The following is a 21,307-nucleotide window of genomic DNA, read 5'->3' as shown; positions in this document are numbered from 1 at the left end:
CCAGCGCCGTCTTCATGGCTTGCGCGCGTCGCGGGCGATGTCGTCGAAGTCCTCGTCGAGCATCTCGCCTATTTCAGTTCTTGCCAGCCTGCCCTGGCGGTCGAACACATACAGCGCCGGGATGCCTTTCGGCTTGCCAAGCGCCGATTCGAAGGCGCGGTAGTCCAGCGTTACCGGATGGGTCAGCCCGTACTTTCGCACCCAGGCAGCCGCCTTGGCCGCCTGCGCCGGATCGCCCGCCTCGATGTTGACGCCCACCACTTCGAGCACCTGGCGGTTGTCGCGGTACAGCTTTTGCAGCTTGGGCGCCTCGTTCATGCAAAACGGGCAGGTGCTGGAGAAGAACGCCACCACCGTGGTTTTGCCCATGAGGCGCGCAGGCGCAACCGCCGTGCCGTCCAGCGCGGTAAATGCGGGCAGGCGTGGCGTGGCGGCGGACAAACCGGGCTGCACCGCCAGCACGCAGGCGGCAAGCCATGCCAGCGCGCCGCGCATCATGCCAGTATGCCCGGATTGCCCTGCACCCCGATCAGGCGCGGCGCGTTCAGCTTGCGCGGCTTGACCGTCTTCTGGCTGCGCAGCCACGTGCCCACCACGTCCCACACCGGCTCGCCGCTCGCGCCCTCGGCCACCGGCGCCCAACCGGCCACCTTGTACACCTTGGCCGCGTCGATCGGCTTGCCGTTCAGGCGCATGTCCTGGATGCGCGCGCCCATCTTCGCTTTCGGATCGATGGCGTAGGTCATACCCCCTACCCTCACCATGTCGCCGCCCTGCTGGTAGTACGGGTCCGGGTTGAACAGATTGTCGGCCACGTCCTCCATGATGGTCTTGATGGTGGCGCCGCTCAGTTCGGACACGGTAGTGTGCGAGTAAGTGGTCGCCGTCTGGTCCATCAGGTGCTCCATCAGGATGGGACTGTTCGGCAGCAGCGAAGTGCCCCAGCGGAAGCCGGGCGAGAAGGCGATTTCGGCCTGCTTCACGTCCATCAGCGCATCGACAATCAGCTGGTCGAAACTGCCGTTGAAATTGCCCCGGCGGTACAAGGTGCCCTCGGTCACCGCCAGCCGTTCGTTCAGCTTGCCCTCGTACGGCGCGCGGATGCGGGTAATCAGCGCGTCCATCTCCCGGTCCGCCGGCAGGATGTTGGAGAACACCGGCAGCAGGCGGTACTGGTAGCCCTGCACCTGCCCGCCGCGCACGTCGAAGTCCAGCACGCCGAGGAATTTGCTGTTGCTGCCCGCATTGGTCACCAGCGTTTTGCCGCCGCCATTGCTGACGATGACCGGCGCCGGCACGCCGTCGTGCGTGTGGCCGCCCATGATGGCGTCGATGCCGCGCACGCGCGAGGCCATTTTCAAGTCCACGTCCATGCCGTTATGCGACAGCACCACCACCACCTTGGCGCCCTTGGCGCGCGCCTCATCCACCGTCTTCTGCATGCTCTCCTCCTGGATGCCGAAGCTCCAGTCGGGAATGAAGTGGCGCGGATTGGCGATGGGCGTGTACGGGAAGGCCTGGCCTATCACCGCCACCTGCACGCCATTCATCTCCTTCATGGTGTAGGGGCTGAATACCTGGTCGCCGAAGTCGTTGGTCTTGATGTTCTGGGCCACGAAATCGACCTTGCCCTTGAAGTCCTTGTCGACGATCTCCTGCACCCGCTTGTCGCCCAGCGTCATTTCCCAGTGCGCCGTCATCACGTCCACGCCCAGCGCCAGGCAGGCGTCCACCATGTCCTGGCCCTTGGTCCACAGCGCGGTGGCGGAACCCTGCCAGGTGTCGCCGCCGTCCAGCAGCAAGGCGCCGGGGCGCGAGGCCTTCATACGCTTGACCAGCGTGGCCAGGTGCGCAAAGCCGCCCACCTTGCCGTAAGTGGCCGCCGCGCGCTCGAAATCAAGGCTGGTGAAGGCGTGCGCCTGCGGCGTATTCGGCTTGAAGCCGGACGCGCGCAGCAGGTGCTCCCCCACCAGGTGCGGCATCCTGCCCTCGGCTTCGCCGAGGCCGATGTTGACGCTGGGCTCGCGGAAATACACCGGCTTGAGCTGCGCGTGGCAATCGGTGAAGTGCAGGAAGTGCACATTTCCGTAACGCGGCAAGGCGTACAGCGCGTCGGCCGATTGCGCCGCCAGCGCCCCCCGGGCGTTGAGCGCCATGCCGCCGGCCGCCGCAATGCCCAGCACCTGGATAAAATCGCGTCGATTCATACCCATCGGCTCAGTCCTTGTTGACGGGGGATGCCGGGTCGAGCAGCAGCGCCATCACATCCTTGAGCTGCTGCTCGTCGAGTATGCCCTTGTGGCCGAAGCGCGGCATGTTGGAACACGCGGCGTAAGCCTGCGAGTTGTACAGCTTGGCCCAGGTGTACTTCAGGATTTCTTCGCTCTGCCCACGCAGCTTGCCGAACTGGTACAGCGACGGCCCGATATTCCCGAACGAGATTTCAGCCTTGGCCAGCTGGTGGCAAGCGTAGCAATTGCCGCCGTTCGGCACGCCCGGCTTGTCGGACGATTGCATGCCGCGCCCGTTCTGGGCGATCTTCTCGCCTTCCTGCCAGCGGCCGATGTACTGGCCGTCCGAAGGATACTTCACCAGCTTGAGCTGCTCGGCCTCCAGCTTGGCCGCCAGCTTCTTCGGCCGCTTTTCCGGCGCCGGATACTGGCTGCACAGCTTCTGCGCCTCGTCCTGCTGCAGCACGCCTTCCACCGTGGCCGGCCCCTTGGAGCGGAAGTCCGCCCTCATCAGTTCCTGCGCCTGTTTTTCGTAGTCGGCCGCCAGCAAGGGCTGCGCGGTCAGCCCGAAGGCGGCGGCGGAGGCCAACATTAATACGCTGTATTTCATGTGGTTCTCCTTAGCGCTTCAGCGCCGGTGCGTTGTAGGTGCCGCCGTCGGCGTTCTTGGCCAGGAACATGGTCAGCGCCGTGATCAGGTCCGAACCGTAGACCGGCTCCGGGAAGCGCTGCTGGCGGAAGCAGTCGTTCAGGCGGTGCTGCATGGTGCGCACTTCGCCCTGCGACACGCGGTACGCCGGCCAGGTGGTGTAGGCCGCCTGCGCGTTGGCCTTGTTCAGGATGTTGGGCAGCTCCTGCAGCCGGATGCGCTGGCCGTTGACGGAGTGGCAGGTGGCGCAGGCGAAATCGTGCGCGCCGCCACGGTAGTAGAACAGCTTCTTGCCCACCTCGTAGGCGGCCTTTTCCTGCGGGTGGCGGGTGGAGACCGCCATCTTCATGCCCTTGGACTGCGCCGTGATGTAGGACACCAGCGCTTCGATGTCGGACTGCTTGCCGGCCGCGCCGAATGGCGTCTTGGTGGCCTGCTCGAGCGTCAGTCCCTGCAGGGTGGTGCGGCAGTGCACCAGGCGCTGCTCCAGGTCCATGACCTTGTTCACGTCCTTGAAGTAGCGCGGCAGTTCAACGTAGGCGCCCTTCAACACGCCCGGGCCTTTGCCCAGGTCGCACTGTTCCAACGTGGCCTCGCGCGGGCCGTCCTTCTTCATCCACAGCTCTTCGCCGCGCATTTCCCACAGCTCGGCGGGATTGCCGTCGGCCAGCAGCTGCCGGTACTTTGCGATTTCATCGGTGGCCGATGTCTGCGCCAGCGCCGTGCCCAGCGCGGACACGGCCAGTGCGGCCATCAGGTAGGAACTAGTCCGTTTCATTGCATCTCCGTTTCTTATCAGGTGGGTGGTCTGCGCCACTTGCTGCCGGGTGCTACTTTTAAGCTACGACTACTTCGTCGGTACGGCTGTCGCCCTTGTTGTCGGTCCATTTGATGACCACTTTGTCGCCCTTGGCGCCGCCCTTGAACTTGAAGGACAGGAAGGGGTCTTTCGACACCGAGGTGCCGAACTGCGCGTCCAGCACGGTCTTGTCCTTGCAGGTGGCGACCAGGGTCTGGATGAAGTGCGCCGGCACCGCCTGGCCGGAAGCGTCCTTGCGCTGGCCGGTTTCCATGTCGTGGCGGATCAGTACTTTGACTTCAACCGTGTCGCCGGTAGCGTTGGCGCGGATGCGCATCGGATTGCCCATGATGTTTTCCTTAAGTTGGTTGATGGGGGCGGATCAACCGCCGCAGCCGCCGAGGGTGACCTTGATTTCCTTGCTGGCGGCGTACCATTTGCCGTCCGCCTTCACCAGCGCGTGCACGTTCGAAGTGCCCCCCATCTTCACGCGGGTGCTCACCGCCGCCTCGGTGCCGGCCGGGATCTTGAAGGTGGCAGACAGCGGGCTCGGATTCTTCTCCACCAGGATGGCGATCATTTCGGTGTTCGGCACGCTGCTCGATACCGACACCGGCACCACGGCGCCGTTTTCAGCGATGTCCGGACCGGTCACGGCGACGTCCTTGCTGACGGAGAACGTGTTGCCGCCCATGGCTTTCAGCGCGTCTTCCAGGGTCTTGGCATCGAACATGCCGGCTTGCCAGTCGGCGGCAAACACGTCGCTCGGTTTGAGCAGGCCGGCCGTGATGGCCAGGCCGAGGATGGAACCGATGCGCAGGGCATCCCGTCGATTCTGATTCATTGAAGTCTCCCTTTATTAATATGGCTGTCCCGGATTGCGCCTACTTGGCGCCGTCCAGTATCCAGCCGACCATCACTGCAATGTCTTCGTCCTTCAAATGGCCCTGGGCCGGCATCGGCACCGGTCCCCACGCGCCCGCACTGCCCGCCTTCACCTTGCCGGCCAGACGCTGCGCCGCCGCCGCATCGCCCTTGTACTTGGCGGCGATGTCCCGCAATGCCGGGCCGACGATCTTGTTGCCAACGCCGTGGCAAGCCATGCACGCGTTCTGCTTGGCCAGCGCCAGTCCGCCGGCGGGCGTCTTGGCTGCGGCCGGCGCAGGCGCTGGTGCCGCCATCGACACGGCGGCAACTGCGGCAGCCACCGGCGCCTTGCCGGCCAGCGCGGCCTGTGGCGCCGGCTGCGTGGTGTCCACGCCGCGCACCGCGCCGAAGCTGCGGTTCTGCGCCGACAAGTCGCCGTGCACATTGCGTGCCGCCGCAGGCAGTTCCGAGCGTAGCTTCACATCGCCGCAATTGCTCATGCAGGCCGTGCTGCGCACATCGGCCTTGCCCTTCACGTCCCACATGCCATGCGCCTGCGTCATGCCGTTCCGGTTCGGCATCCGCGCCTGCACCTCGGCGATATTGCGGTCCGACAGCACAAAGTCATCCGGCACCACTTCCGCCATGTTCAGGATGTAGGCGGTGACCGCATACACTTCCTCGGTAGTCAGGCTCTTGGGCGCGGTCCACGGCATGGCGCGGTTGATATAGTCCCACAGCGTGGACACCGTGGCCACCTTCATCATCGTGGTGCGCTGCGGCTGTTTGTTATCGCGCAACGACGCCACCCGGCCGGACTTGACATCCTCTTTCGTCGTGCCGCCGACTATCGGTGTAAACACCTCGTTGGATTCGCCGAACGTGCCGTGGCAGGAAGCGCATTTGCCCTCCCATACCTCCATGCCCTTGACCACGCTGCCCGAACCTTTGGGCAAACCCTTGAAGTCCGGCCGCACGTCGATATCCCACGCGGCCACTTCCTGCGGCGTGGCGGGCCGGCCCACGTTGGCGTAGGGCGGCGCGGCCAGCAGCGTGCACGAGGCGGCTGCGCACAGCAGCGCTACGGCGGCCTTAATAAACCTGGACATTCGACACCTCCCCGGACGCCGCCACTTGCCACGACTGGATGGCGTTGTTGTGATAAATGGAGCGCGTGCCGCGTACGGCACGTAGCTCGTTGATCTTCGGCTGCACGTAGCCGGTTTCGTCGATGGCGCGCGCCTGCAGCACGGCCGGCGCGCCGTCCCAGGTCCAGTCGATGTTAAAGCGGGTCAGGCACTTCGGCAGCAGCGGCGACTCCAGCCGCGCGGTGCGCCAGTTGCGGCCGCCGTCGGTGGACACGTCCACGCGTTTGATCTTGCCCCGGCCCGACCAGGCCAGCCCGGTGATGTTGTAGAAGCCCGTGTCGAGCAGGCGCTGCCCGGCCGACGGCGTGGTGATCACGGACTTGCATTCCTGGATGGCGGTGTACTGTCGGTACATCCCGTCCGGCATCGCATCGATATAGTGGATCGCCTCGTCCTTGCTGGCATAAGGCTGGTCGCCGACCTCGATGCGGCGCAGCCACTTCACCCAGGACACGCCCTGCACGCCGGGCACCACCAGGCGCAGCGGGTAGCCGTTCTCCGGGCGCAGCATCTCGCCGTTCATGGCCCAGGCCACAATCACGTCGTCCAGCGCGCGCTCGATGGAGATGGTGCGCGTCATGCCGGAACCGTCCGCGCCTTCGGCCAGCACGAAGCGCGCCGTTTTCTTGTCGCAACCGCAGTCCTCCAGCAGCACCGACAACGGCACGCCGGTGAACTCGCTGCAGCTCAGCATGCCGTGCGAGTACTGCACCGACGGCACCGCCACATTGCCCCACTCCATGGCCGTATTGGCGCCGCATTCGATGAAATGCATGCGCGACACCGACGGCAGGCGCATCAAGTCGTCCATCGTGTAGACCTTCTGCCGGCACACCAGGCCGTTCACCATCAGGCGGTGCTGGCTGGGGTCGATATCGTGCCAGCCCTGGTGGTGGCGCTCGAAATGCAGGCCGCTGGGGGTGATGATGCCGAACAGGCTTTGCAGCGGCGTGAACGACACCGAGGCCGCGTTCACGCGCGTCAGCCCCGGCGACTCGCGCCGCTGCAGCGCGCCTTCGAAGCGCGATGGGATGCCGTAGGGATTGGTCGCCACCGGTTTGCCCAGCGACGTGGAATGCTCCGGAAGCTTCAGGATGGCGGGGTCGCCGCCGGCTGCCGCCTGGCCGAGGGCCGTGCCGCTGGCCATGGCCGCGCCGGCTGCCAGAAAGCTTTTGCGCAGAAAGCTGCGCCGCTGGTCGTTCATGCCGTTGCTGGTGATGTCCAGCGCCAGCTGGCTGTCCACGAAATTCTCAGGGGCGCGCAAAATGCGCCCAGGCTTCGGTGCTGCGCCTGCCATGCCGTCTCCTCGTTCTTGTTGACTGCCTGAACTGGAGTATATGACTAATCACGCATATTTGCGAAAGAAAATTTCGCGATGTGACAAAAAAACACGCGGCTGGATTCAAGCCTCGGCGGCGACCAGGACAGCTTGCGGCTCGGGACGCTGGCCGCTGCGGGCCAGGATGTCGGCGCTGACGCGCGCGCACACGCTCTGGCAGATGCCCAGCGTGGCAGGATCGTCGATGCGGTAGTAGACCTGCGTGCCCTCCTTGCGGCGGGCCAGGATCCTGGCGCGGAACAGCATATTGATCTGGCGCGACACGTTGGCCTGGCTGGCCTCGATCTCGACCACGATCTCGTTCACGGCCCGTTCGCCATGGCACAGGCTGTGCAGGATTTTCAGGCGTGTCGGTTCGGACAGCAAAAAGAAGACGTTCGAGACTTCCTCGAACAATTCGGCCATCTGCTCTTTGCTTAAGCGGTTATCCACGGGGTTCTCATCGACGGTTGGGGTAACAATTATATCAAGGCTTCAGATAGACGAAGCCCTCCTCCGCCTGCAGCCGCGCGATCTCGGCCACGCCGGACGGCACGATCTTCGTCTCCGGCAGCAGTTTCGACTTGTCCAGCTTGCGCGCGTCCAGCGTGTTTTTGCAGACCCGGAATTCCACGCCGCGGTCGGCCAGTTCCTGCACCGGGATGTCGTAAGGATTGCCGTTGGCATTCTTGGCGCCGTCCACCAGGAAGTCGATGCCGGGGCCGTGCGTGACCACCACGATCTTGGCCGCAGGGCTGGCGTTCAGGTGGTTGCGGATGTTGTTCAACACGGCGGTGGCGGCGTCGCTGTTGTTGACGTGGTAGACCACCTTGATTTGCGGCGCGGCCATGCCGGCGGCGGGAATCAGCGCCAGCAGCGCCAGCAGCGCGAACAGGACAGCAACAAACGAGCGCAGCACCTTCATCGACTTCTCCTCGGATTGGTTTTGTTATTTGCCCAGGCTTTCGCGCTCAAGCAGCAGGTAAGTGCCGTAGGCATTGATGCGGTTGGCTTCCTTGAAAGCAGGATACTGCTCAAAGCGGCTCCAGTCCATTTGTTGGTAAGCCTCGTCGAAAGTCTGCATGTCCGCCACCGCCCTGCCCATCTGCTCGCGCAGATAAAGCAGATAGCTGGTGGTGAGCGCCAGATCGGCCTGTGGCTTGCTGGACGCCGGGCCGTGGCCGGGGACCACCACCTTCGGCCCGGCGGGAAAGCGCGCCAGCGCCTGCAGCCAGGCCTTGCTGTCCGCCTCGCCCACGAAAGGGATGCGGCCGGTGAAGAACAGGTCGCCCGCGAACAGCACCTGCGCGTCCTCCACGTACAGCATCAAATCCTCCGGCGAATGCGCGCCGCCCACGTCGAGCAGCGTGAAACGGGTGCCGCCCAGTTCGAACTTGAGTTGCTTGTCCGCGCCGAACTCCAGCCAGCGGTCGGCAGGCAGCAGCCGCGTGGCGCCATCCACCCACGGCGCCAGCGACGCGCGGCGCTCGGCGAGCCGGGTCTGCGTGAACTCGGACATGAGCGTGGCCTTGCCCGCGCCGTGCGCCCAGATCTCGGCGCCTTGCTGCTTGAACGCTTGCAGGCCGTAGAAATGGTCGGCGTGATAGTGGCTCACCACCACCCGGCGCACCGGCTGATCGGTTACGCGCGCGATCGCCTTCAGCATGGCCTCGCCCAGCGCCGGCGTGGCCAGCGCATCGAACACCAGCACCCCGCCGCGCGTGACGACAAAGCCGGCGTTCGACATGAAGCCCTTGTTCTGCGCGCTCGCCATGCCGGCCTGGCCCTGGAAGTAATAGACCTGCGGCGCGACCTGGATGGGCGTCAGCTCGATCGGCGGCGCGGACGCGGCAGCCGGCGCGCATCCGGGCAGAAGAAGGAGCAACAGCGGCATCGCCATGCCCACCGCAGCGGCATATATGCGCATATGACTATCCTCGCAAGTTAGATGCTTACATCTTGCCACAAAGGGCCAAGCTTTAGGTCATGTCCGGCCAGCAACCCTGTAGTATTATCATCCTAACCACACTCCTGGAGACAACATGAAACTCGGCGCATTCTCTGTCAGCCTGGCCGTGAAGGACATCGCCGCATCGCTGGCCTTCTACGAGAAACTTGGTTTCAAGCCCTTCGGCGGCGACCTGGCCAACAAATGGATCATCCTCAAGAACGGCGAGCACATCATCGGCCTGTTCCAGGGCATGCTCGACAAGAACACCCTCACCTTCAACCCCGGCTGGGACCAGAATGCCCAGCCGCTGGCCGAGTTCACCGACATCCGCGACATCCAGCGCCAGCTCAAATCCGACGGCGTGACCCTGACCGCCGAAGCCGACGAAACCACCACCGGCCCCGCCTACGCCATCCTGCTGGACCCTGACGGCAACCCGGTTTTCCTTGATCAGCACGTATAAGTAGCCGCTGCGGCAGCTTGTGGCCGAGGGTTTCCTGCTATAGTCATTCTATGGAAACCCCGCTGAAAATTGTGGCTGTCTGGGACCAGGAAGCGCAAGTCTGGATTGCGGACAGCGAAGATGTGCCCGGCTTGGTAGCGGAAGCCGAGGCTATACCTGCCCTGCTGGCAAAGCTCAAGATTCTGATTCCTGAGATGTTGATCGAAAATGGCCGGCCACAGCCGGCTGGGACTGCGATCCCCTTCAAGCTTGCGGCGAGCATCCGCGCTGTCGCCACCTGATGCACGGTTATACAGCAGATCTCAAAAAAATCCATGCCGGCACATGGATGCCACTTTAAGCGCTCGGGCAAAGGCGACCACGAAATCTGGTACAGCCCGCTATCGGGACTATCCTTCCCTGTCGATCACAACATCAAATCGCGCCACACCGCAAATGCAGTACTAAAGCAGGCTGGTCTGCCCAAACTGTTTTGATATTTATCGCGCCCGCCGTTCCTAGTGAGAATGCACGCATTTTCAGTTCCTGATGAGATGCTATCCTGACAAGCCCTATTGGCTTACAAGGACTTCAATGAAACGCATCTTACGATTCCTCGCGTGCGCAAGCATGGTCGTCTGCATGGCAGCGCAGGCGCAAAGCGCGCAAGTTATCGAGCAGGCTAAATCCGCCGCCGGCAACTGGCTTGCTTTGGCGGACAGCAACCGGCATGCCTCCACCTGGACCGAAGCGGCAGAGCCGTTCCAGAAGGCTGTATCGCAGTCGGATTGGACACAGGCGCTGCAATCCCTCAGGGCGCCCCTCGGGCCGCTGAAAAGCAGGACAGTGAAATCGGCCACGTTCGCCAAGAATCCGCCGGGCGCGCCGGAGGGCGAATACGTTGTCATCGTCTACGCCAGCACCTTCGCGAACAAGCCGGACGGGGTCGAAACCGTGACGCCGGCACGCGACAAAGACGGCAACTGGAAAGTCTCCGGCTACTTCCTTCGGTAGGGAACGCGCCGGCGCTGAGAAGCGGATCATTTTGACGGGTAATAACGCCGGTCGATGAAGCTCACGACGTCACGCGCAAGGTCCACCAGATGCCCAGCCATGGCTGGTCGACGCCGGTAAGCAAGATCAGCCCGCGTTCATCGTACGCCTTCTGAATTTCGGGCAAGGGGAAGTACGCTCCCCGGCGCACCGGGACTGCAACGTCTATCGCGGCCGGGGGAGGAACTGCGGTATCGGCGGCAGCAAGGGGATGCCGTCCGGCCCCAGCCCCGGCGCGCGTGCTGGATCCGGTTCATGCATGCGCGATGGGACAGACTTCGGCAACGACTCGGCAAGTGCAAAGATTTCACCCTGGCGGCGCTCCAGCGCCACATTCGCATCCAGCCATATTTCGAGGTAGCGCCGCCCCTCCACCCAGCTCAGCGAGGAAACCGCCTTGCCATTGGGCTCCTGCATCACCATCAGCCGTGCGGGCGATGCGCCTACCCGGTCCGGTTCATCTTTCGGATCGCGCCACATTGTTACGCCGTCGACCGACATGTCATGCTCGAACAGCGTCAGCACGTGGCCATCGCTCATGCGGAAGCTTCTGTAAAGGCGGGACCTGATATTACCCACGTCTTCCGTCATCCCGCCCAGGCTGGCCAGGCCAGCCAGCGGTGTGCCGGCCAGCTCGACGGGCCGGAACGGCAGACCTTGCAGCGCCACGGGCAGCGGCTGCAGCCTGGCGCCGATCTCGTAACGATTGAGATCGCCGCCGCAAACAGCCACATATCCAGTGCGCGCAAGCGTTTCCGCCGCCTGCGCCTTGTGCGCCGCGTAGTCCGGGGAAGTAGGCGGCGGCCCCAAGCCACACGATTCCGCGTGCGCAGGCAGCGCCAGCACGACTGTGGCGGCGAGAATTCATTGCTTAACTTGCATCTTTTCCTTAATGAAGGTCGCGCAGCAGGGTTGCCGGGATAATGTTATCCATACTACAACGACATGAATCCCGCGAGAAGGTGGTGGGTCGTTTATAATTTCACCTATACATTCACACAGATTACCTACCCCATGGCTATTACCATCCATACCGCCGAAGATATCGAAGGCATGCGCATTGCCGGCCGCCTCGGCTCCGAAGTGCTGGATTACATCACTCCGTTCGTCAAACCGGGCGTCACGACCGGCGAACTCGACCGCCTGTGCCACGAGTACATGGTCAACGTGCAGGGCACCATCCCGGCCCCGCTGAACTACTGCCCGCCCGGCTACACGCCCTACCCGAAAGCCATTTGCACCTCCGTCAACGACGTGATTTGCCACGGCATCCCGGGCGACAAGGTGCTGAAGAACGGCGACGTGGTGAACCTGGACATCACCGTCATCAAGGACGGCTACCATGGCGACAACAGCCGCATGTTCTTCATCGGCGAGCCGTCCATCCTGGCCAAGCGCCTGTCCGACATCACCTACGAATGCATGTGGCTGGGCATTTCCAAGGTCAAGCCGGGCGCGCACCTGGGCGACATCGGCCACGTTATCCAGCAGCACGCTGAAAAAGCGGGCTACAGCGTGGTGCGCGAATTCTGCGGCCACGGCATCGGCAAGGTCTTCCACGAGGAACCGCAAGTGCTGCACTACGGCCGCCCCGGCACGCTGGACGAGCTGAAGCCAGGCATGATCTTCACCATCGAGCCGATGATCAACGCCGGCCGCCGCGAAATCCGCGAGATGAACGACGGCTGGACCATCAAGACCAAGGACCGCAGCCTGTCCGCGCAGTGGGAACACACCGTGCTGGTGACCGAAACCGGCTACGAAGTGCTGACCATGTCGGCCGGCACCCCGCCGCCGCCGGCCATCATCGCCGCCCAGGCAGCATCCGCACCAGCAGCAGCGCCGGCCGCAGCCCCTGCCGCCGCCTGATCTGCGCATGCCAGCTGCCGCCATGAAGAAGGAGCTGCGCGAGCAGCTGAAAAGCCAGCTCAAAGCCGGCCGCCAGACCGTCATCGCCGGTTTCCGCGAGGACGGCATGCCCGAAAAACTGCTGCGCAACCTGCGCCAGGTAGTGGACGGGGTGCTGTGCACCGCGTGGCAGGAGGCGGCGCTGCCGCCCGAAACCGCACTGGTGGCGGTGGGCGGCTTCGGGCGCGGCGAGCTGTTCCCCTATTCCGACGTCGACCTGCTGATCCTGCTGCACCAGGCGCCGGATGCGGACACCCGCGCGCGGCTGGAAGAGCTGGTGCAGCTGCTGTGGGACCTGGGCCTGGAAATCGGCTCCAGCATCCGCACGGTGGACGAGTGCATGAGCGAGTCGCAGGCCGACATCACGGTGCAAACCAGCCTGCTGGAAGCGCGCCTGGTGTGCGGCAACCAGGCGCTGTTCGACGAGATGCAAACCCGCTACGACGCGGCGATGGACCCGCAGGCCTTCTTCCACGCGAAAATGCTGGAGATGAAGCAGCGCCATGCGAAGTATGAGGACACGCCCTTCAGCCTGGAACCCAACTGCAAGGAAAGCCCCGGCGGCCTGCGCGACCTGCAGGTGATCCTGTGGATGGTGAAGGCAGCCGGCCTGGCCAGCTCCTGGCGCACCCTGGCCACCAGCGGCCTGATTACGCAGACCGAAGCCAAGCAGCTGATGGAGAAGGAGCGCGCCTTCAAGGATATCCGCGTGCGCCTGCACCTGCACGCCGGCCGCCGCGAGGACCGCCTGGTGTTCGACGTGCAGACCGCCATCGCCGAAACCCTGGGCCTGACCGCGCAAGGCAGCGGCGCCCACATGCGCCGCGCCAGCGAGTTCCTGATGCAGCGCTACTACTGGGCCGCCAAGACGGTGACCCAGCTGAACACCATCCTGCTGCAGAACATCGAGGCGCAGCTGTTCCCGCAGCCTTGCGGCCAGACGCCGATCAACGCCCGCTTCAACGAAGTAAACGGCTTTATCGACATCGCCGAGGACGACACCTTCGTGCAGACGCCGTCGGCCATGCTGGAAGTGTTCGTGCTGATGACCGAGCGCCCCGCCCTGAAAGGCATGACGGCCCGCACCATGCGCGCGCTGTGGCACGAGCGCTTCAAGATCGACGCGGCCTTCCGCCACGACCCGGTGAACCGCGCCTACTTCCTGCGCATCCTGCAGGCGCCGGTGGGCATGCTGCACGCGCTGCGCCGCATGAACGAGCTGTCGCTGCTGGGCCGCTACCTGCCCAACTTCCGCAAGATCGTGGGCCAGATGCAGCACGACCTGTTCCACGTCTACACGGTGGACCAACACATCCTGATGGTGGTGCGTAACATGCGCCGCTTCACGATGACCGAGCATGCGCACGAGTACCCGTTCTGCAGCCAGCTGATGGCGAACTTCCCCAACCACTGGCTGCTGTACGTGGCAGCGCTGTTCCACGACATCGCCAAGGGCCGGGGCGGCGACCACTCCAAGCTGGGCGTGGCCGACGCGGCGCAGTTCTGCCAGGACCACGGCATGAACGAAGCCGACACGGAACTGGTGACCTTCCTGGTGGAGCAGCACCTGACCATGTCGCAAGTGGCGCAGAAGCAGGACTTGTCGGACCCGGACGTGATCGAAGCCTTCGCCAAGCTGGTGAAGGACGAGCGCCACCTGACCGCGCTGTACCTGCTGACGGTGTCCGACATCCGCGGCACCAGCCCGAAGGTTTGGAACGCCTGGAAGGCCAAGCTGCTGGAAGACCTGTACCGCATCACCCTGCGCGTGCTGGGCGGCGAACCGCATTCGGCCGACCGCGAACTGAAGAACCGCCAGCAGGAAGCGCTGGCCACGCTGCGCCTGTACGGCCTGCCGCCGGACGCGCACGAGCCGCTGTGGAAGCAGCTCGACATGGCCTACTTCCTGCGCCACGACGCGTCCGACATCGCCTGGCAAACCCGCGCGCTGTACGACCGCCTGGACAGCACCAAGCCGGTGGTGAAGTGCCGCCTGGCGCCGATCGGCGAAGGCTTGCAGGTGGCGGTCTACGTGCAGGACCAGCCGGACCTGTTCGCGCGCATCTGCAGCTATTTCGACCGCAAGAACTTCAGCATCCTGGACGCCAAGATCCACACCACGCGCCACGGCTATGCACTCGACACCTTCCTGGTGACGGAGCAGAACTTCGCCAAGAGCTACCGCGACATCATCAGCCTGATCGAGCACGAGCTGTGCGAGCTGCTGCAGTCGCAGGCCGAACTGCCGGCGCCCACCAAGGGCCGGCTGTCGCGCCTGTCGCGCACCTTCCCGATCCAGCCGACCGTCGACCTGCGGCCGGACGAACGGGGCCAGTACTACCTGCTGTCGGTGGCGGCCAACGACCGCACCGGCTTGCTGTATTCGATCGCCAATGTGCTGACCAAATACCGCATCAACCTGCACACGGCCAAGGTGATGACCTTGGGCGAGCGGGTCGAGGACGTGTTCCTCGTCGACGGCGCCGCGCTCAACAACGCACGCAACCAGCTCCAGCTGGAAACCGATTTACTGGAAGCGCTCAAGGTCTAGGCCCGCGCTTTCCTCCTTACCGAAGCAGAAAATGTCTGAAGAACTCTTACGCCTGTCCAAACGCATGTCCGAACTGGGCCTGTGCTCCCGCCGCGAAGCCGATGAATGGATCGCGCGCGGCTGGGTGCGCGTGGACGGCCAGGTGGTGTCCGAACTGGGCACCAAGATCTATCCGAGCCAGCGCGTGACCGTCGAGCGCCAGGCTGCCGCCGAGCAGTCCAAGCGCGTCACCATCCTGATCAACAAGCCGGTCGGCTTCGTCAGCGGCCAAGCCGAAGACGGCTACACGCCCGCCATCGCCCTCATCAAACCGGAAAACCGCTGGGCCGAGGACGACGCGCCGGAGAACTTCCACCCCACCCAGCTGCGCAGCCTGGTGCCCGCCGGCCGCCTCGACATCGACTCGGTCGGCCTGCTGGTGCTGACCCAGGACGGCCGCGTGGCCAAGACGCTGATCGGCGAGCATACCAACGTCGACAAGGAATACCTGGTGCGCGTACAGTACACCAAGGAAGGCAAGCTGCCGGACGCGGACTTGAAGAAACTGAACCACGGCCTGTGGATGGACGGCAAGCCATTGCTGCCGGCCAAGGTGCGCTGGCAGAACGACGACCAGCTCAGCTTCACGCTGCGCGAGGGTAAAAAGCGCCAGATCCGCCGCATGTGCGAGATGGTGGGCTTGCGGGTGGTGGGCCTGAAGCGCGTGCGCATCGGCAAGGTGAAACTGGGCAATTTGCCGGAAGGCCAGTGGCGCTATCTGCGGGCAGACGAGCAGTTTTAACCACAGATATGCCATGCCATCCGCTTTTCCTTGCTGTTTGGCAAGCCAAAGTCCTGATATGCTTGTAAACTACCCGGACCGGCCGGTAACCGCCCCTTATCAAAGAGACACGCAGCTGTGAACGATCCTATCCCTAACGAATTCCGCAAAGGCCCGCCCCGGCTGCAAGACGCCGTGGAACCCATTGCGGCCGGTTCCAAGCCGCACGAGATCACGGATGTGGACGATATCGGCGATTCGCTGGCGATCCTGGCGGAGAACGGCGACGCCGTCTCCGTCTACCCTTCGAGCAGCACCAACGTGGTGATGGCGCGCATCCAGTCGGTGTCGGACGACCAGCCGCGCTTCGTGCTGGAACTGAACGAGGGCGAGAAGCTGCCGCCGGGCGAAGCCACCTTCGTGGCCTGGCTGCGCAGCGCCAAGCTGCAGTTCACGCTGTCCGATCCGGCCTGGAATTCGTTGCCGGAACAGCCGCAGCTGATCCCGCTGGAATTCCCGGAACGCTGCCAGGTGCTGAACCGGCGCGCCACGGCGCGCCTGGAAACGCCGCTGGGCGTGTACTTCACGGCCTCGTTTGTCCTGAACGGCAAGCCTTACGAGTTGCAGCTGTACGACTTTTCGCAAGGCGGCGTGGGCATGCGCTGCGCGCCGCGCGACGCGCAGGGCTTGCACGTGGGCCGCAAGCTGCAGCGCGTGCGGCTGGAGCTGGGCCCGGACGCGGTGATCATCGCCGACCTGGAAATCCGCCTGTCGCGCACCTACCGCTCCTTCCTGCTCGGCGAGCAGGTGCAGATCGGCTGCCAGTTCCTGAACATGTCCGAGACCATGAAGGACGACCTGGCCAAGCTGATCGACAAGATGAATTCGCGCCATAAACGTTAATTACTAACGTTAATTACGTTAGTTGCGACGCTAGCTTATTTCGCCAGCGGCAGCGTCACCTGCACCAGCAAGCCGCCCCCTTCCCCATCCAGCAAATCGATCCGCCCGCCGTGGCGGATGGCGGCCGCCTGCGCGATCGCCAGTCCCAGGCCGCTGCCGCTCTGCGACTGCGCGGGGTCGCGGAAGAAGCGGTCGAACACCCGTTGCCGCAGCGCCGGCGGAATGCCCGGCCCCTGGTCTTCCACCGACAGCAGCGCCGTCGCGGAACCGGCGCGCTTCAGCGCCACCCGCACCACCCCGCCTTCCGGGCCGTATTTGATGGCGTTCTCCACCAGGTTGTCCACCAGCGAGATCAGGCTTTCGCGCTGGCCTTGCACGGCCACCTCCGGCTCGGCCGCCAGCTCCAGCTCCACGCCGCGCACTCCCGCCAGGCCGGACAGCACGGCCAGCCTGTCCTGCAGCAGCTCGGCCAGCGCCACGCGCCCGGCGACCTCGCTGGAGGTGGCGTCGCTGCGCATCAATGTCAGCAGCTGGCTCACCAGCCGGGTGGCGCGCCGCACGCTGCTGACGATGCCGTTCAGCAGCGTGCGGTCGCCGCCGGCCTCGGCCTGGCCCAGCAAGGCTTCCACATTCACCCGCATGGCGGCCAGCGGGGTGCGCAGTTCATGCGCCGCGTCCGCAATGAAGCTGCGTTCGCGGGCCTGGCTTTCGGCCACGCTTTGCATCAGCGTGTTGATGCTCTCCACCATGTCCGACAATTCCTGGTGGCGGTCGCTGTAGCCCAGCGCGGCCAGGTTGTGCGGGCCGCGCGTGGCCACTTCGCGCGCCACCTTGCTCCATGGCCGCAGCGCCAGGCGGATCGACAGCCAGGCAGGCAGCAGCAGTACCGGCAGGCTGAGCACCAGCGGCAGCAGGTAGAAGCCGCGCGAATTGAGCGTCACGAACACGAACCAGCCGCCGGCGGGCGTCATCACCGTCACCAGGCTGCCGGTATCGGGCGCGCGCATGGTGCGCGCGCGCCAGCGGCGCTCGCCCGAGCCCATCACCACCACCTTGTCCAGCACGTCCACATGCCGCGCGCCCTCGGGCGCCTTGGGTGAGCGGAAGATCTCGCGGCCGCCCTGGCTCACCAGCATGCTCACCGCCAGGATGGGGTCGCCCATGCCGTACCCGGCCGTGGCAGCGGCGTCCAGCAGCGCCAGCGTCCGCCGCCGCCGCTCGGGCTGGTCCGCCAGGTTGTCCGCCACGGCCAGGGCGGTTTTATACAGGTTCTCCTCATGCAAGGCCGCCTGGTCGTTGCCGGTCTCGTAGGTGATATAGCCGGTGAACATGGTCCACAGCAGCGTGAGCAGCAGCAATTGGGCCAGCAGCAGGCGGCGCACCAGGCTGGGCTGGGAAATGCGGCGCCACAGGCCGCGCAGCATGCCTTCGCGCCGCTGTGCGCCGACAAAGCTGAGCGGGGCGCTCATACCCGCTCCGGGCCGGCCGGCGACTTGGCGTCGATCACATAGCCCACGCCGCGCACGGTGCGCACATAGCCCTCGCCTATCTTGCGGCGCAGGTTGGCCATGTGCACGTCCAGCGAATTGCTGGCGTTGGCCTGCGAGCCGGGCAAGGCCTGCTCTTCCAGCATGCGGCGCGTCACCACGCGGTCGGCGCGCATCATCAGCATCTTCAGCAGCTCGTACTCGCTGGCGGTGAGCTCCACCGGCTTGCCGCCGGCGGTGACGCGGCGCGTGGGCGCATGGATCTCCAGCCCGCGCAGCTCCAGCGTTTCACCGTCGAAGCCGTAGCTGCGCCGGGCCAGCGCGCGCACCCGCGACAGCAGCTCGGCCAGTTCGAAGGGCTTGACCAGGTAGTCGTCCGCGCCCGAATCGAGGCCGCGCAGGCGGTCGCTGAGTGCATCGCGCGCGCTCAGTATCAATACCGGCAAGTCGCGCCGTTCGCGCCGCAAGCGGGTCAGCAAGGTGATGCCGTCGCCGTCCGGCAGGCCCAGGTCCAGCAGCACCAGGTCGCAGCCGCCGCTCTCCAGGTGGCGCGCCGCGTCGTCCAGCTGGCGGGTCCACACCACTTCCATGCCCTGGTCGGCCAACGCGATGCGCACACCGTTGCCCAGGTCCAGGTCATCTTCTATCAGCAGTATCTTCATGTCCCATATTAGAGCACGGCAAGCTGAAGATCAGCTAAAGCGTTGTCTTCATGGAATCTTCATAAACGGCTCAGGTTGGCTTCATGCCAAGTCATCACACTGCAGGCCTTCCCAACTCATTCCCAAAAATTGGAAAACTTATGAAGACCCGCAATCTGAAACTGATCCCCGCCCTGTTCGCCTTGATCGCCGGCGCCGCCGTTGCCGCCGACGGAGCCGTTACCACCATAGGCGCCGGGGTGGCGCTGGCGCCGCGCTATTCCGGCTCGGACGAAAACATGGTGGTGCCGGTGCTGGCGCTGGACTACTCGATGGCCAGCGGGTTCTACGCCAGCACGCTGCGCGGCCTGGGCTACGGCGCCAGCGCCGGCCCGTTCAGCTACAGCGCCGCGCTGGGCTACCGCGCGCCCCGCAAGGAGGACGGCAAGTTGCCCTTCGGCGGCAAGGCCAGCAAGTACCTGCGCGGCATGGGCGACGTGAAAGGCAGCGCCACCGCCAACCTGAGCCTGGGCTACGCCATCTTCGACGGCCTGGACATCAACCTGCACACGGCGCAGGCGCTGAGCGCGCGTGAAACCGGCAGCACCTACGGCGCGGGCCTGACCGGCACGCTGGTCAAGAGCGACTCCAATACGGTGACGCTGAGCCTGGGCTTCGAACTGGCCGACAAGAAGTATGCGCAAGCCTATTACGGCGTCACCGCGCAGCAGGCGCTGAAGTCGGGCTACAAGGTGTACAAGCCGAAGGCCGGCATGTACCAGGCGGAGGTGGCGATGAGCTGGCAGCACAAGCTGGACGACCACTGGGGCGTGACCGGCATGCTGGGCGCCACCAGCCTGCTGCGCGACGCGGCCAACAGCCCGCTGGCGCGGCGCACCACCTCGCCCACGGCGGCGGTGTACGCCAGCTATACGTTCTGAAACCGGCTAGCGCAGCGCCGCAAGCCGCTGCTGCTGATGGCTTGCATCGTTCTGCAGCATGGCGGCGCGCGCGGCGCGCAGCGTTATCGCGTCGCGTTCCAGCTGGCGCGCGGGCGCCTGCGGTTTGACGGCGGCATATGCGGACCGCACCCTGCCCGCCGCCGGTAGCTCGTCCGCAGTCAGCACGATGCGGGTGATGCTGCGCGGCTGCGGCGACGGCGCTTCCGCAGGCGTGGCGGCGGCGGGGGCAAGAGGCACGGTGTCGGCCAGCGCGGGCGGACTCTGCTCGCCGGCTTGCTGGCCGGAAGCGTACGCAGGGGCGGTGGCCGCCATGAAGAGCGCGCCGCGCAGCAGCGCGCGGCCAAGGCTTGCAATGGATGAGTTCATGGTGGCCTCCTGATTGAATGCCTCCATGATTGCGCGCGGCGGGTGCCCGCCTCTGTGCGTCTGCGCACGGACCGGGCCGCAACGGGCCGCAGTCCTACAGCGCGGCCCGGTTTATTTTTTGCAATCGCAGATATCTTGTCCTTTATCGAACACAATGCGCCACTTGCCGGGCGCTTCCTGGCGCCATACCGAGTTGAAGCGGGCGATGAGCTTGCCCTTCGGGTCGTACACCGGCCCGGACGAGTGGGCCAGCGTGCCCGAATCGGTCACATCCACCTGGTCCGGTTCCCACGAGAACGGCGCTTCCTTGCCCTCGTAAAACTTTTTCCAGAATGCCGTCACCTGCTCCTTGCCGCGCAAGGGCGTGGGGCCGGAATAGAACACGGTTTCATCGGACAGGAAACTGGTGAACGCGGCCAGGTCGCGCTGCTTCATGGTGGCGGCGAAGGCGCGTTCGGTGTCGGCCACCTGCTGCTTCAGCTCGGCGTTGGACGGCGCCGCGCCCGCGGCGGCAGTAGCCAGCGCGAGCGCGGTGATGGCGGCAAATTTGGGAAGGCTCATCGATAATCCTCAGGGAGTCGGCGAGCCTTCGATGCTACGCCTGTTTAGTGGCCTTCGGAAGCGTTGAACATGGACTTGGCGTAGATCAGGCCCAGGCCGTAGCCGCCGCCGTGGGCGATGGAAGTGGCCACGGTTTCGTCGTAGGTCTCGCTGCGGGCCCAGTCGCGCTGCAGTTCCAGCAGGTATTGCAGCGAGGTGATGGGCTTGGCGCCGGCCTGTATCATGCGCTGCATGGCGCGCTCGTGCGCTTCGTCGGTGACGTCGCCGGAAGCGTCGGCAATCACGTACACTTCAAAACCCTGGTCCAGCGCCGACAGTGCCGGGCCGACGATGCACACCGAGGTCCACAAACCGGCCAGCACGATGCGGCCACGGCCGATTTCGTTGACGCGGTCGGCGATGCGCTGGTCTTCCCAGGTGTTCATGCTGGTGCGGTCGATCGGCTGCTGCTCGGGGAACACGGACTGGATCTCGTCGAAGATCGGGCCGGAGAAGCTTTTCGCGGCCACCGTGGTCAGGATGGTGGGCACCTTGAATTCGCGCGCCGCCTTGGCCACCAGCGCGGCATTATTGCGCAGCAGGTTGAGGTCGATGGACTTGGTGGCGAACGACATCTGCGACTGGTGATCGATCATGATCAGGGTGTGGTCGTTGGCGTTCAGCAGTTCTTTACCTGGTTGGGCTTTTGCGAATGGCATGGTAGTTCTCCT

General features: G+C 64.8%; 25 protein-coding genes. 8 read left to right on the top strand and 17 right to left on the bottom strand.

Translation table 11 applies throughout. The features are described from left to right. Positions 1-12: 12 nt before the first annotated feature. The 11 genes from AC56DV_RS28825 to AC56DV_RS28775 all read right to left on the bottom strand — a co-directional run bounded on the left by AC56DV_RS28825 (position 13) and on the right by AC56DV_RS28775 (position 8,939). On the bottom strand, positions 13-498 hold the full coding sequence (locus tag AC56DV_RS28825; protein WP_496317641.1) for a TlpA family protein disulfide reductase: 486 nt from the start codon (positions 496-498) through the stop codon (positions 13-15). After that, a complete protein-coding gene (gene soxB / locus AC56DV_RS28820; protein WP_496317640.1) occupies positions 495-2,207 on the bottom strand; it encodes a thiosulfohydrolase SoxB in 1,713 nt (570 codons plus the stop codon). Before soxB ends, AC56DV_RS28825 begins: the two co-directional genes overlap by 4 nt. Positions 2,208-2,217: 10 nt before the next feature. Beyond that, a complete protein-coding gene (gene soxX / locus AC56DV_RS28815; RefSeq protein ID WP_496317639.1) occupies positions 2,218-2,841 on the bottom strand; it encodes a sulfur oxidation c-type cytochrome SoxX in 624 nt (207 codons plus the stop codon). A gap of 10 nt (positions 2,842-2,851) precedes the next feature. Further along, the gene (gene soxA, locus AC56DV_RS28810) at positions 2,852-3,658 is read right to left on the bottom strand and encodes a sulfur oxidation c-type cytochrome SoxA (protein ID WP_496317638.1); all 807 of its coding nucleotides are present in this window, start codon (positions 3,656-3,658) and stop codon (positions 2,852-2,854) included. Between the two features lie 58 nt (positions 3,659-3,716). Then, entirely contained in the window at positions 3,717-4,028 is a 312-nt protein-coding gene (gene soxZ, locus AC56DV_RS28805) for a thiosulfate oxidation carrier complex protein SoxZ (protein WP_496317637.1), read from the bottom strand. Positions 4,029-4,061: 33 nt separating this feature from the next. Continuing rightward, a complete protein-coding gene (gene soxY / locus AC56DV_RS28800; protein ID WP_496317636.1) occupies positions 4,062-4,523 on the bottom strand; it encodes a thiosulfate oxidation carrier protein SoxY in 462 nt (153 codons plus the stop codon). Between the two features lie 40 nt (positions 4,524-4,563). After that, entirely contained in the window at positions 4,564-5,655 is a 1,092-nt protein-coding gene (locus tag AC56DV_RS28795) for a c-type cytochrome (RefSeq protein WP_496317635.1), read from the bottom strand. Continuing rightward, positions 5,639-6,991, bottom strand: coding sequence for a sulfite dehydrogenase (gene soxC, locus AC56DV_RS28790; protein ID WP_496317634.1), 1,353 nt, complete (start codon positions 6,989-6,991; stop codon positions 5,639-5,641). Before soxC ends, AC56DV_RS28795 begins: the two co-directional genes overlap by 17 nt. A gap of 105 nt (positions 6,992-7,096) precedes the next feature. Further along, positions 7,097-7,465 (bottom strand): ArsR/SmtB family transcription factor, encoded by a 369-nt coding sequence (locus tag AC56DV_RS28785; protein WP_496317633.1) that lies wholly within the window; start codon positions 7,463-7,465, stop codon positions 7,097-7,099. A 34-nt stretch (positions 7,466-7,499) separates the two neighbouring features. Beyond that, positions 7,500-7,931, bottom strand: coding sequence for a DsrE family protein (locus tag AC56DV_RS28780; protein WP_496318497.1), 432 nt, complete (start codon positions 7,929-7,931; stop codon positions 7,500-7,502). Between the two features lie 30 nt (positions 7,932-7,961). Then, entirely contained in the window at positions 7,962-8,939 is a 978-nt protein-coding gene (locus AC56DV_RS28775; protein WP_496317632.1) for an MBL fold metallo-hydrolase, read from the bottom strand. 115 nt (positions 8,940-9,054) lie between these two features. On the opposite strand from AC56DV_RS28775, the gene AC56DV_RS28770 reads away from it, so the two are divergent. The 3 genes from AC56DV_RS28770 (at position 9,055) to AC56DV_RS28760 (ending at position 10,419) form a co-directional block, all read left to right on the top strand. Continuing rightward, positions 9,055-9,426: a VOC family protein gene (locus tag AC56DV_RS28770; RefSeq protein ID WP_496317631.1), complete on the top strand. Its 372-nt coding sequence runs from the start codon at positions 9,055-9,057 to the stop codon at positions 9,424-9,426. Positions 9,427-9,476: 50 nt separating this feature from the next. After that, on the top strand, positions 9,477-9,707 hold the full coding sequence (locus tag AC56DV_RS28765; protein WP_496317630.1) for a DUF1902 domain-containing protein: 231 nt from the start codon (positions 9,477-9,479) through the stop codon (positions 9,705-9,707). A 292-nt stretch (positions 9,708-9,999) separates the two neighbouring features. Next, positions 10,000-10,419 (top strand): DUF4019 domain-containing protein, encoded by a 420-nt coding sequence (locus tag AC56DV_RS28760; RefSeq protein ID WP_496317629.1) that lies wholly within the window; start codon positions 10,000-10,002, stop codon positions 10,417-10,419. A 204-nt stretch (positions 10,420-10,623) separates the two neighbouring features. On the opposite strand, the gene AC56DV_RS28755 is transcribed toward AC56DV_RS28760, so the two are convergent. Further along, entirely contained in the window at positions 10,624-11,304 is a 681-nt protein-coding gene (locus tag AC56DV_RS28755) for a hypothetical protein (protein WP_496317628.1), read from the bottom strand. A gap of 168 nt (positions 11,305-11,472) precedes the next feature. Between AC56DV_RS28755 and map the strand changes: the two genes are divergently transcribed. The 4 genes from map (at position 11,473) to AC56DV_RS28735 (ending at position 16,580) form a co-directional block, all read left to right on the top strand. After that, positions 11,473-12,327: a type I methionyl aminopeptidase gene (gene map / locus AC56DV_RS28750; protein ID WP_496317627.1), complete on the top strand. Its 855-nt coding sequence runs from the start codon at positions 11,473-11,475 to the stop codon at positions 12,325-12,327. A gap of 7 nt (positions 12,328-12,334) precedes the next feature. Beyond that, a complete protein-coding gene (locus AC56DV_RS28745) occupies positions 12,335-14,917 on the top strand; it encodes a [protein-PII] uridylyltransferase (protein WP_496317626.1) in 2,583 nt (860 codons plus the stop codon). A 31-nt stretch (positions 14,918-14,948) separates the two neighbouring features. Beyond that, positions 14,949-15,698 (top strand): pseudouridine synthase, encoded by a 750-nt coding sequence (locus tag AC56DV_RS28740; protein WP_496317625.1) that lies wholly within the window; start codon positions 14,949-14,951, stop codon positions 15,696-15,698. A gap of 117 nt (positions 15,699-15,815) precedes the next feature. Continuing rightward, entirely contained in the window at positions 15,816-16,580 is a 765-nt protein-coding gene (locus AC56DV_RS28735) for a flagellar brake protein (protein ID WP_496317624.1), read from the top strand. A 35-nt stretch (positions 16,581-16,615) separates the two neighbouring features. Here the strand turns inward: AC56DV_RS28735 and AC56DV_RS28730 are convergent, their stop codons facing one another. Both AC56DV_RS28730 and AC56DV_RS28725 read right to left on the bottom strand, forming a co-directional pair. After that, positions 16,616-18,049: a sensor histidine kinase gene (locus tag AC56DV_RS28730; protein WP_496317623.1), complete on the bottom strand. Its 1,434-nt coding sequence runs from the start codon at positions 18,047-18,049 to the stop codon at positions 16,616-16,618. Then, positions 18,046-18,729: a response regulator gene (locus AC56DV_RS28725; RefSeq protein ID WP_496317622.1), complete on the bottom strand. Its 684-nt coding sequence runs from the start codon at positions 18,727-18,729 to the stop codon at positions 18,046-18,048. Before AC56DV_RS28725 ends, AC56DV_RS28730 begins: the two co-directional genes overlap by 4 nt. Before the next feature lie 140 nt (positions 18,730-18,869). Here AC56DV_RS28725 and AC56DV_RS28720 point away from each other — a divergent pair, with 140 nt between their 5' ends. Then, the gene (locus tag AC56DV_RS28720; protein ID WP_496317621.1) at positions 18,870-19,649 is read left to right on the top strand and encodes a MipA/OmpV family protein; all 780 of its coding nucleotides are present in this window, start codon (positions 18,870-18,872) and stop codon (positions 19,647-19,649) included. A gap of 6 nt (positions 19,650-19,655) precedes the next feature. Here AC56DV_RS28720 and AC56DV_RS28715 read toward each other — a convergent pair whose 3' ends face one another. The 3 genes from AC56DV_RS28715 to AC56DV_RS28705 form a co-directional block, all read right to left on the bottom strand. Next, positions 19,656-20,036 carry a hypothetical protein gene (locus AC56DV_RS28715; RefSeq protein WP_496317620.1) on the bottom strand — a complete coding sequence of 127 codons (381 nt, stop codon included), beginning with the start codon at positions 20,034-20,036 and terminating at the stop codon, positions 19,656-19,658. A gap of 111 nt (positions 20,037-20,147) precedes the next feature. Further along, positions 20,148-20,597 carry a YybH family protein gene (locus AC56DV_RS28710; protein ID WP_496317619.1) on the bottom strand — a complete coding sequence of 150 codons (450 nt, stop codon included), beginning with the start codon at positions 20,595-20,597 and terminating at the stop codon, positions 20,148-20,150. Positions 20,598-20,641: 44 nt separating this feature from the next. Next, positions 20,642-21,295, bottom strand: coding sequence for a hydrolase (locus AC56DV_RS28705; RefSeq protein WP_496317618.1), 654 nt, complete (start codon positions 21,293-21,295; stop codon positions 20,642-20,644). Between the last annotated feature and the right edge of the window lie 12 nt (positions 21,296-21,307).

The organism is Massilia sp. BGA-UO-ETr-WB1 (assembly GCF_059567845.1).
The sequence above is the reverse complement of the archived record's forward strand: the minus strand, read 5'-3'. Positions and strand labels throughout refer to the sequence as shown.

Excerpts from the sequence above, each read along its gene's own strand:
- AC56DV_RS28710 (WP_496317619.1), bottom strand. The coding sequence starts at position 20,597 with ATGAGCCTTCCCAAATTTGCCGCCATCACCGCGCTCGCGCTGGCTACT.
- soxY (WP_496317636.1), bottom strand. The coding sequence starts at position 4,523 with ATGAATCAGAATCGACGGGATGCCCTGCGCATCGGTTCCATCCTCGGC.
- AC56DV_RS28760 (WP_496317629.1), top strand. The coding sequence starts at position 10,000 with ATGAAACGCATCTTACGATTCCTCGCGTGCGCAAGCATGGTCGTCTGC.
- soxX (WP_496317639.1), bottom strand. The coding sequence starts at position 2,841 with ATGAAATACAGCGTATTAATGTTGGCCTCCGCCGCCGCCTTCGGGCTG.
- AC56DV_RS28720 (WP_496317621.1), top strand. The coding sequence starts at position 18,870 with ATGAAGACCCGCAATCTGAAACTGATCCCCGCCCTGTTCGCCTTGATC.
- soxA (WP_496317638.1), bottom strand. The coding sequence starts at position 3,658 with ATGAAACGGACTAGTTCCTACCTGATGGCCGCACTGGCCGTGTCCGCG.
- soxC (WP_496317634.1), bottom strand. The coding sequence starts at position 6,991 with ATGGCAGGCGCAGCACCGAAGCCTGGGCGCATTTTGCGCGCCCCTGAG.
- AC56DV_RS28825 (WP_496317641.1), bottom strand. The coding sequence starts at position 498 with ATGATGCGCGGCGCGCTGGCATGGCTTGCCGCCTGCGTGCTGGCGGTG.
- AC56DV_RS28765 (WP_496317630.1), top strand. The coding sequence starts at position 9,477 with ATGGAAACCCCGCTGAAAATTGTGGCTGTCTGGGACCAGGAAGCGCAA.
- AC56DV_RS28705 (WP_496317618.1), bottom strand. The coding sequence starts at position 21,295 with ATGCCATTCGCAAAAGCCCAACCAGGTAAAGAACTGCTGAACGCCAAC.
- AC56DV_RS28745 (WP_496317626.1), top strand. The coding sequence starts at position 12,335 with ATGCCAGCTGCCGCCATGAAGAAGGAGCTGCGCGAGCAGCTGAAAAGC.
- AC56DV_RS28715 (WP_496317620.1), bottom strand. The coding sequence starts at position 20,036 with ATGAACTCATCCATTGCAAGCCTTGGCCGCGCGCTGCTGCGCGGCGCG.
- soxB (WP_496317640.1), bottom strand. The coding sequence starts at position 2,207 with ATGAATCGACGCGATTTTATCCAGGTGCTGGGCATTGCGGCGGCCGGC.
- AC56DV_RS28730 (WP_496317623.1), bottom strand. The coding sequence starts at position 18,049 with ATGAGCGCCCCGCTCAGCTTTGTCGGCGCACAGCGGCGCGAAGGCATG.
- AC56DV_RS28725 (WP_496317622.1), bottom strand. The coding sequence starts at position 18,729 with ATGAAGATACTGCTGATAGAAGATGACCTGGACCTGGGCAACGGTGTG.
- AC56DV_RS28795 (WP_496317635.1), bottom strand. The coding sequence starts at position 5,655 with ATGTCCAGGTTTATTAAGGCCGCCGTAGCGCTGCTGTGCGCAGCCGCC.
- AC56DV_RS28770 (WP_496317631.1), top strand. The coding sequence starts at position 9,055 with ATGAAACTCGGCGCATTCTCTGTCAGCCTGGCCGTGAAGGACATCGCC.
- AC56DV_RS28740 (WP_496317625.1), top strand. The coding sequence starts at position 14,949 with ATGTCTGAAGAACTCTTACGCCTGTCCAAACGCATGTCCGAACTGGGC.
- map (WP_496317627.1), top strand. The coding sequence starts at position 11,473 with ATGGCTATTACCATCCATACCGCCGAAGATATCGAAGGCATGCGCATT.
- AC56DV_RS28775 (WP_496317632.1), bottom strand. The coding sequence starts at position 8,939 with ATGCGCATATATGCCGCTGCGGTGGGCATGGCGATGCCGCTGTTGCTC.
- soxZ (WP_496317637.1), bottom strand. The coding sequence starts at position 4,028 with ATGGGCAATCCGATGCGCATCCGCGCCAACGCTACCGGCGACACGGTT.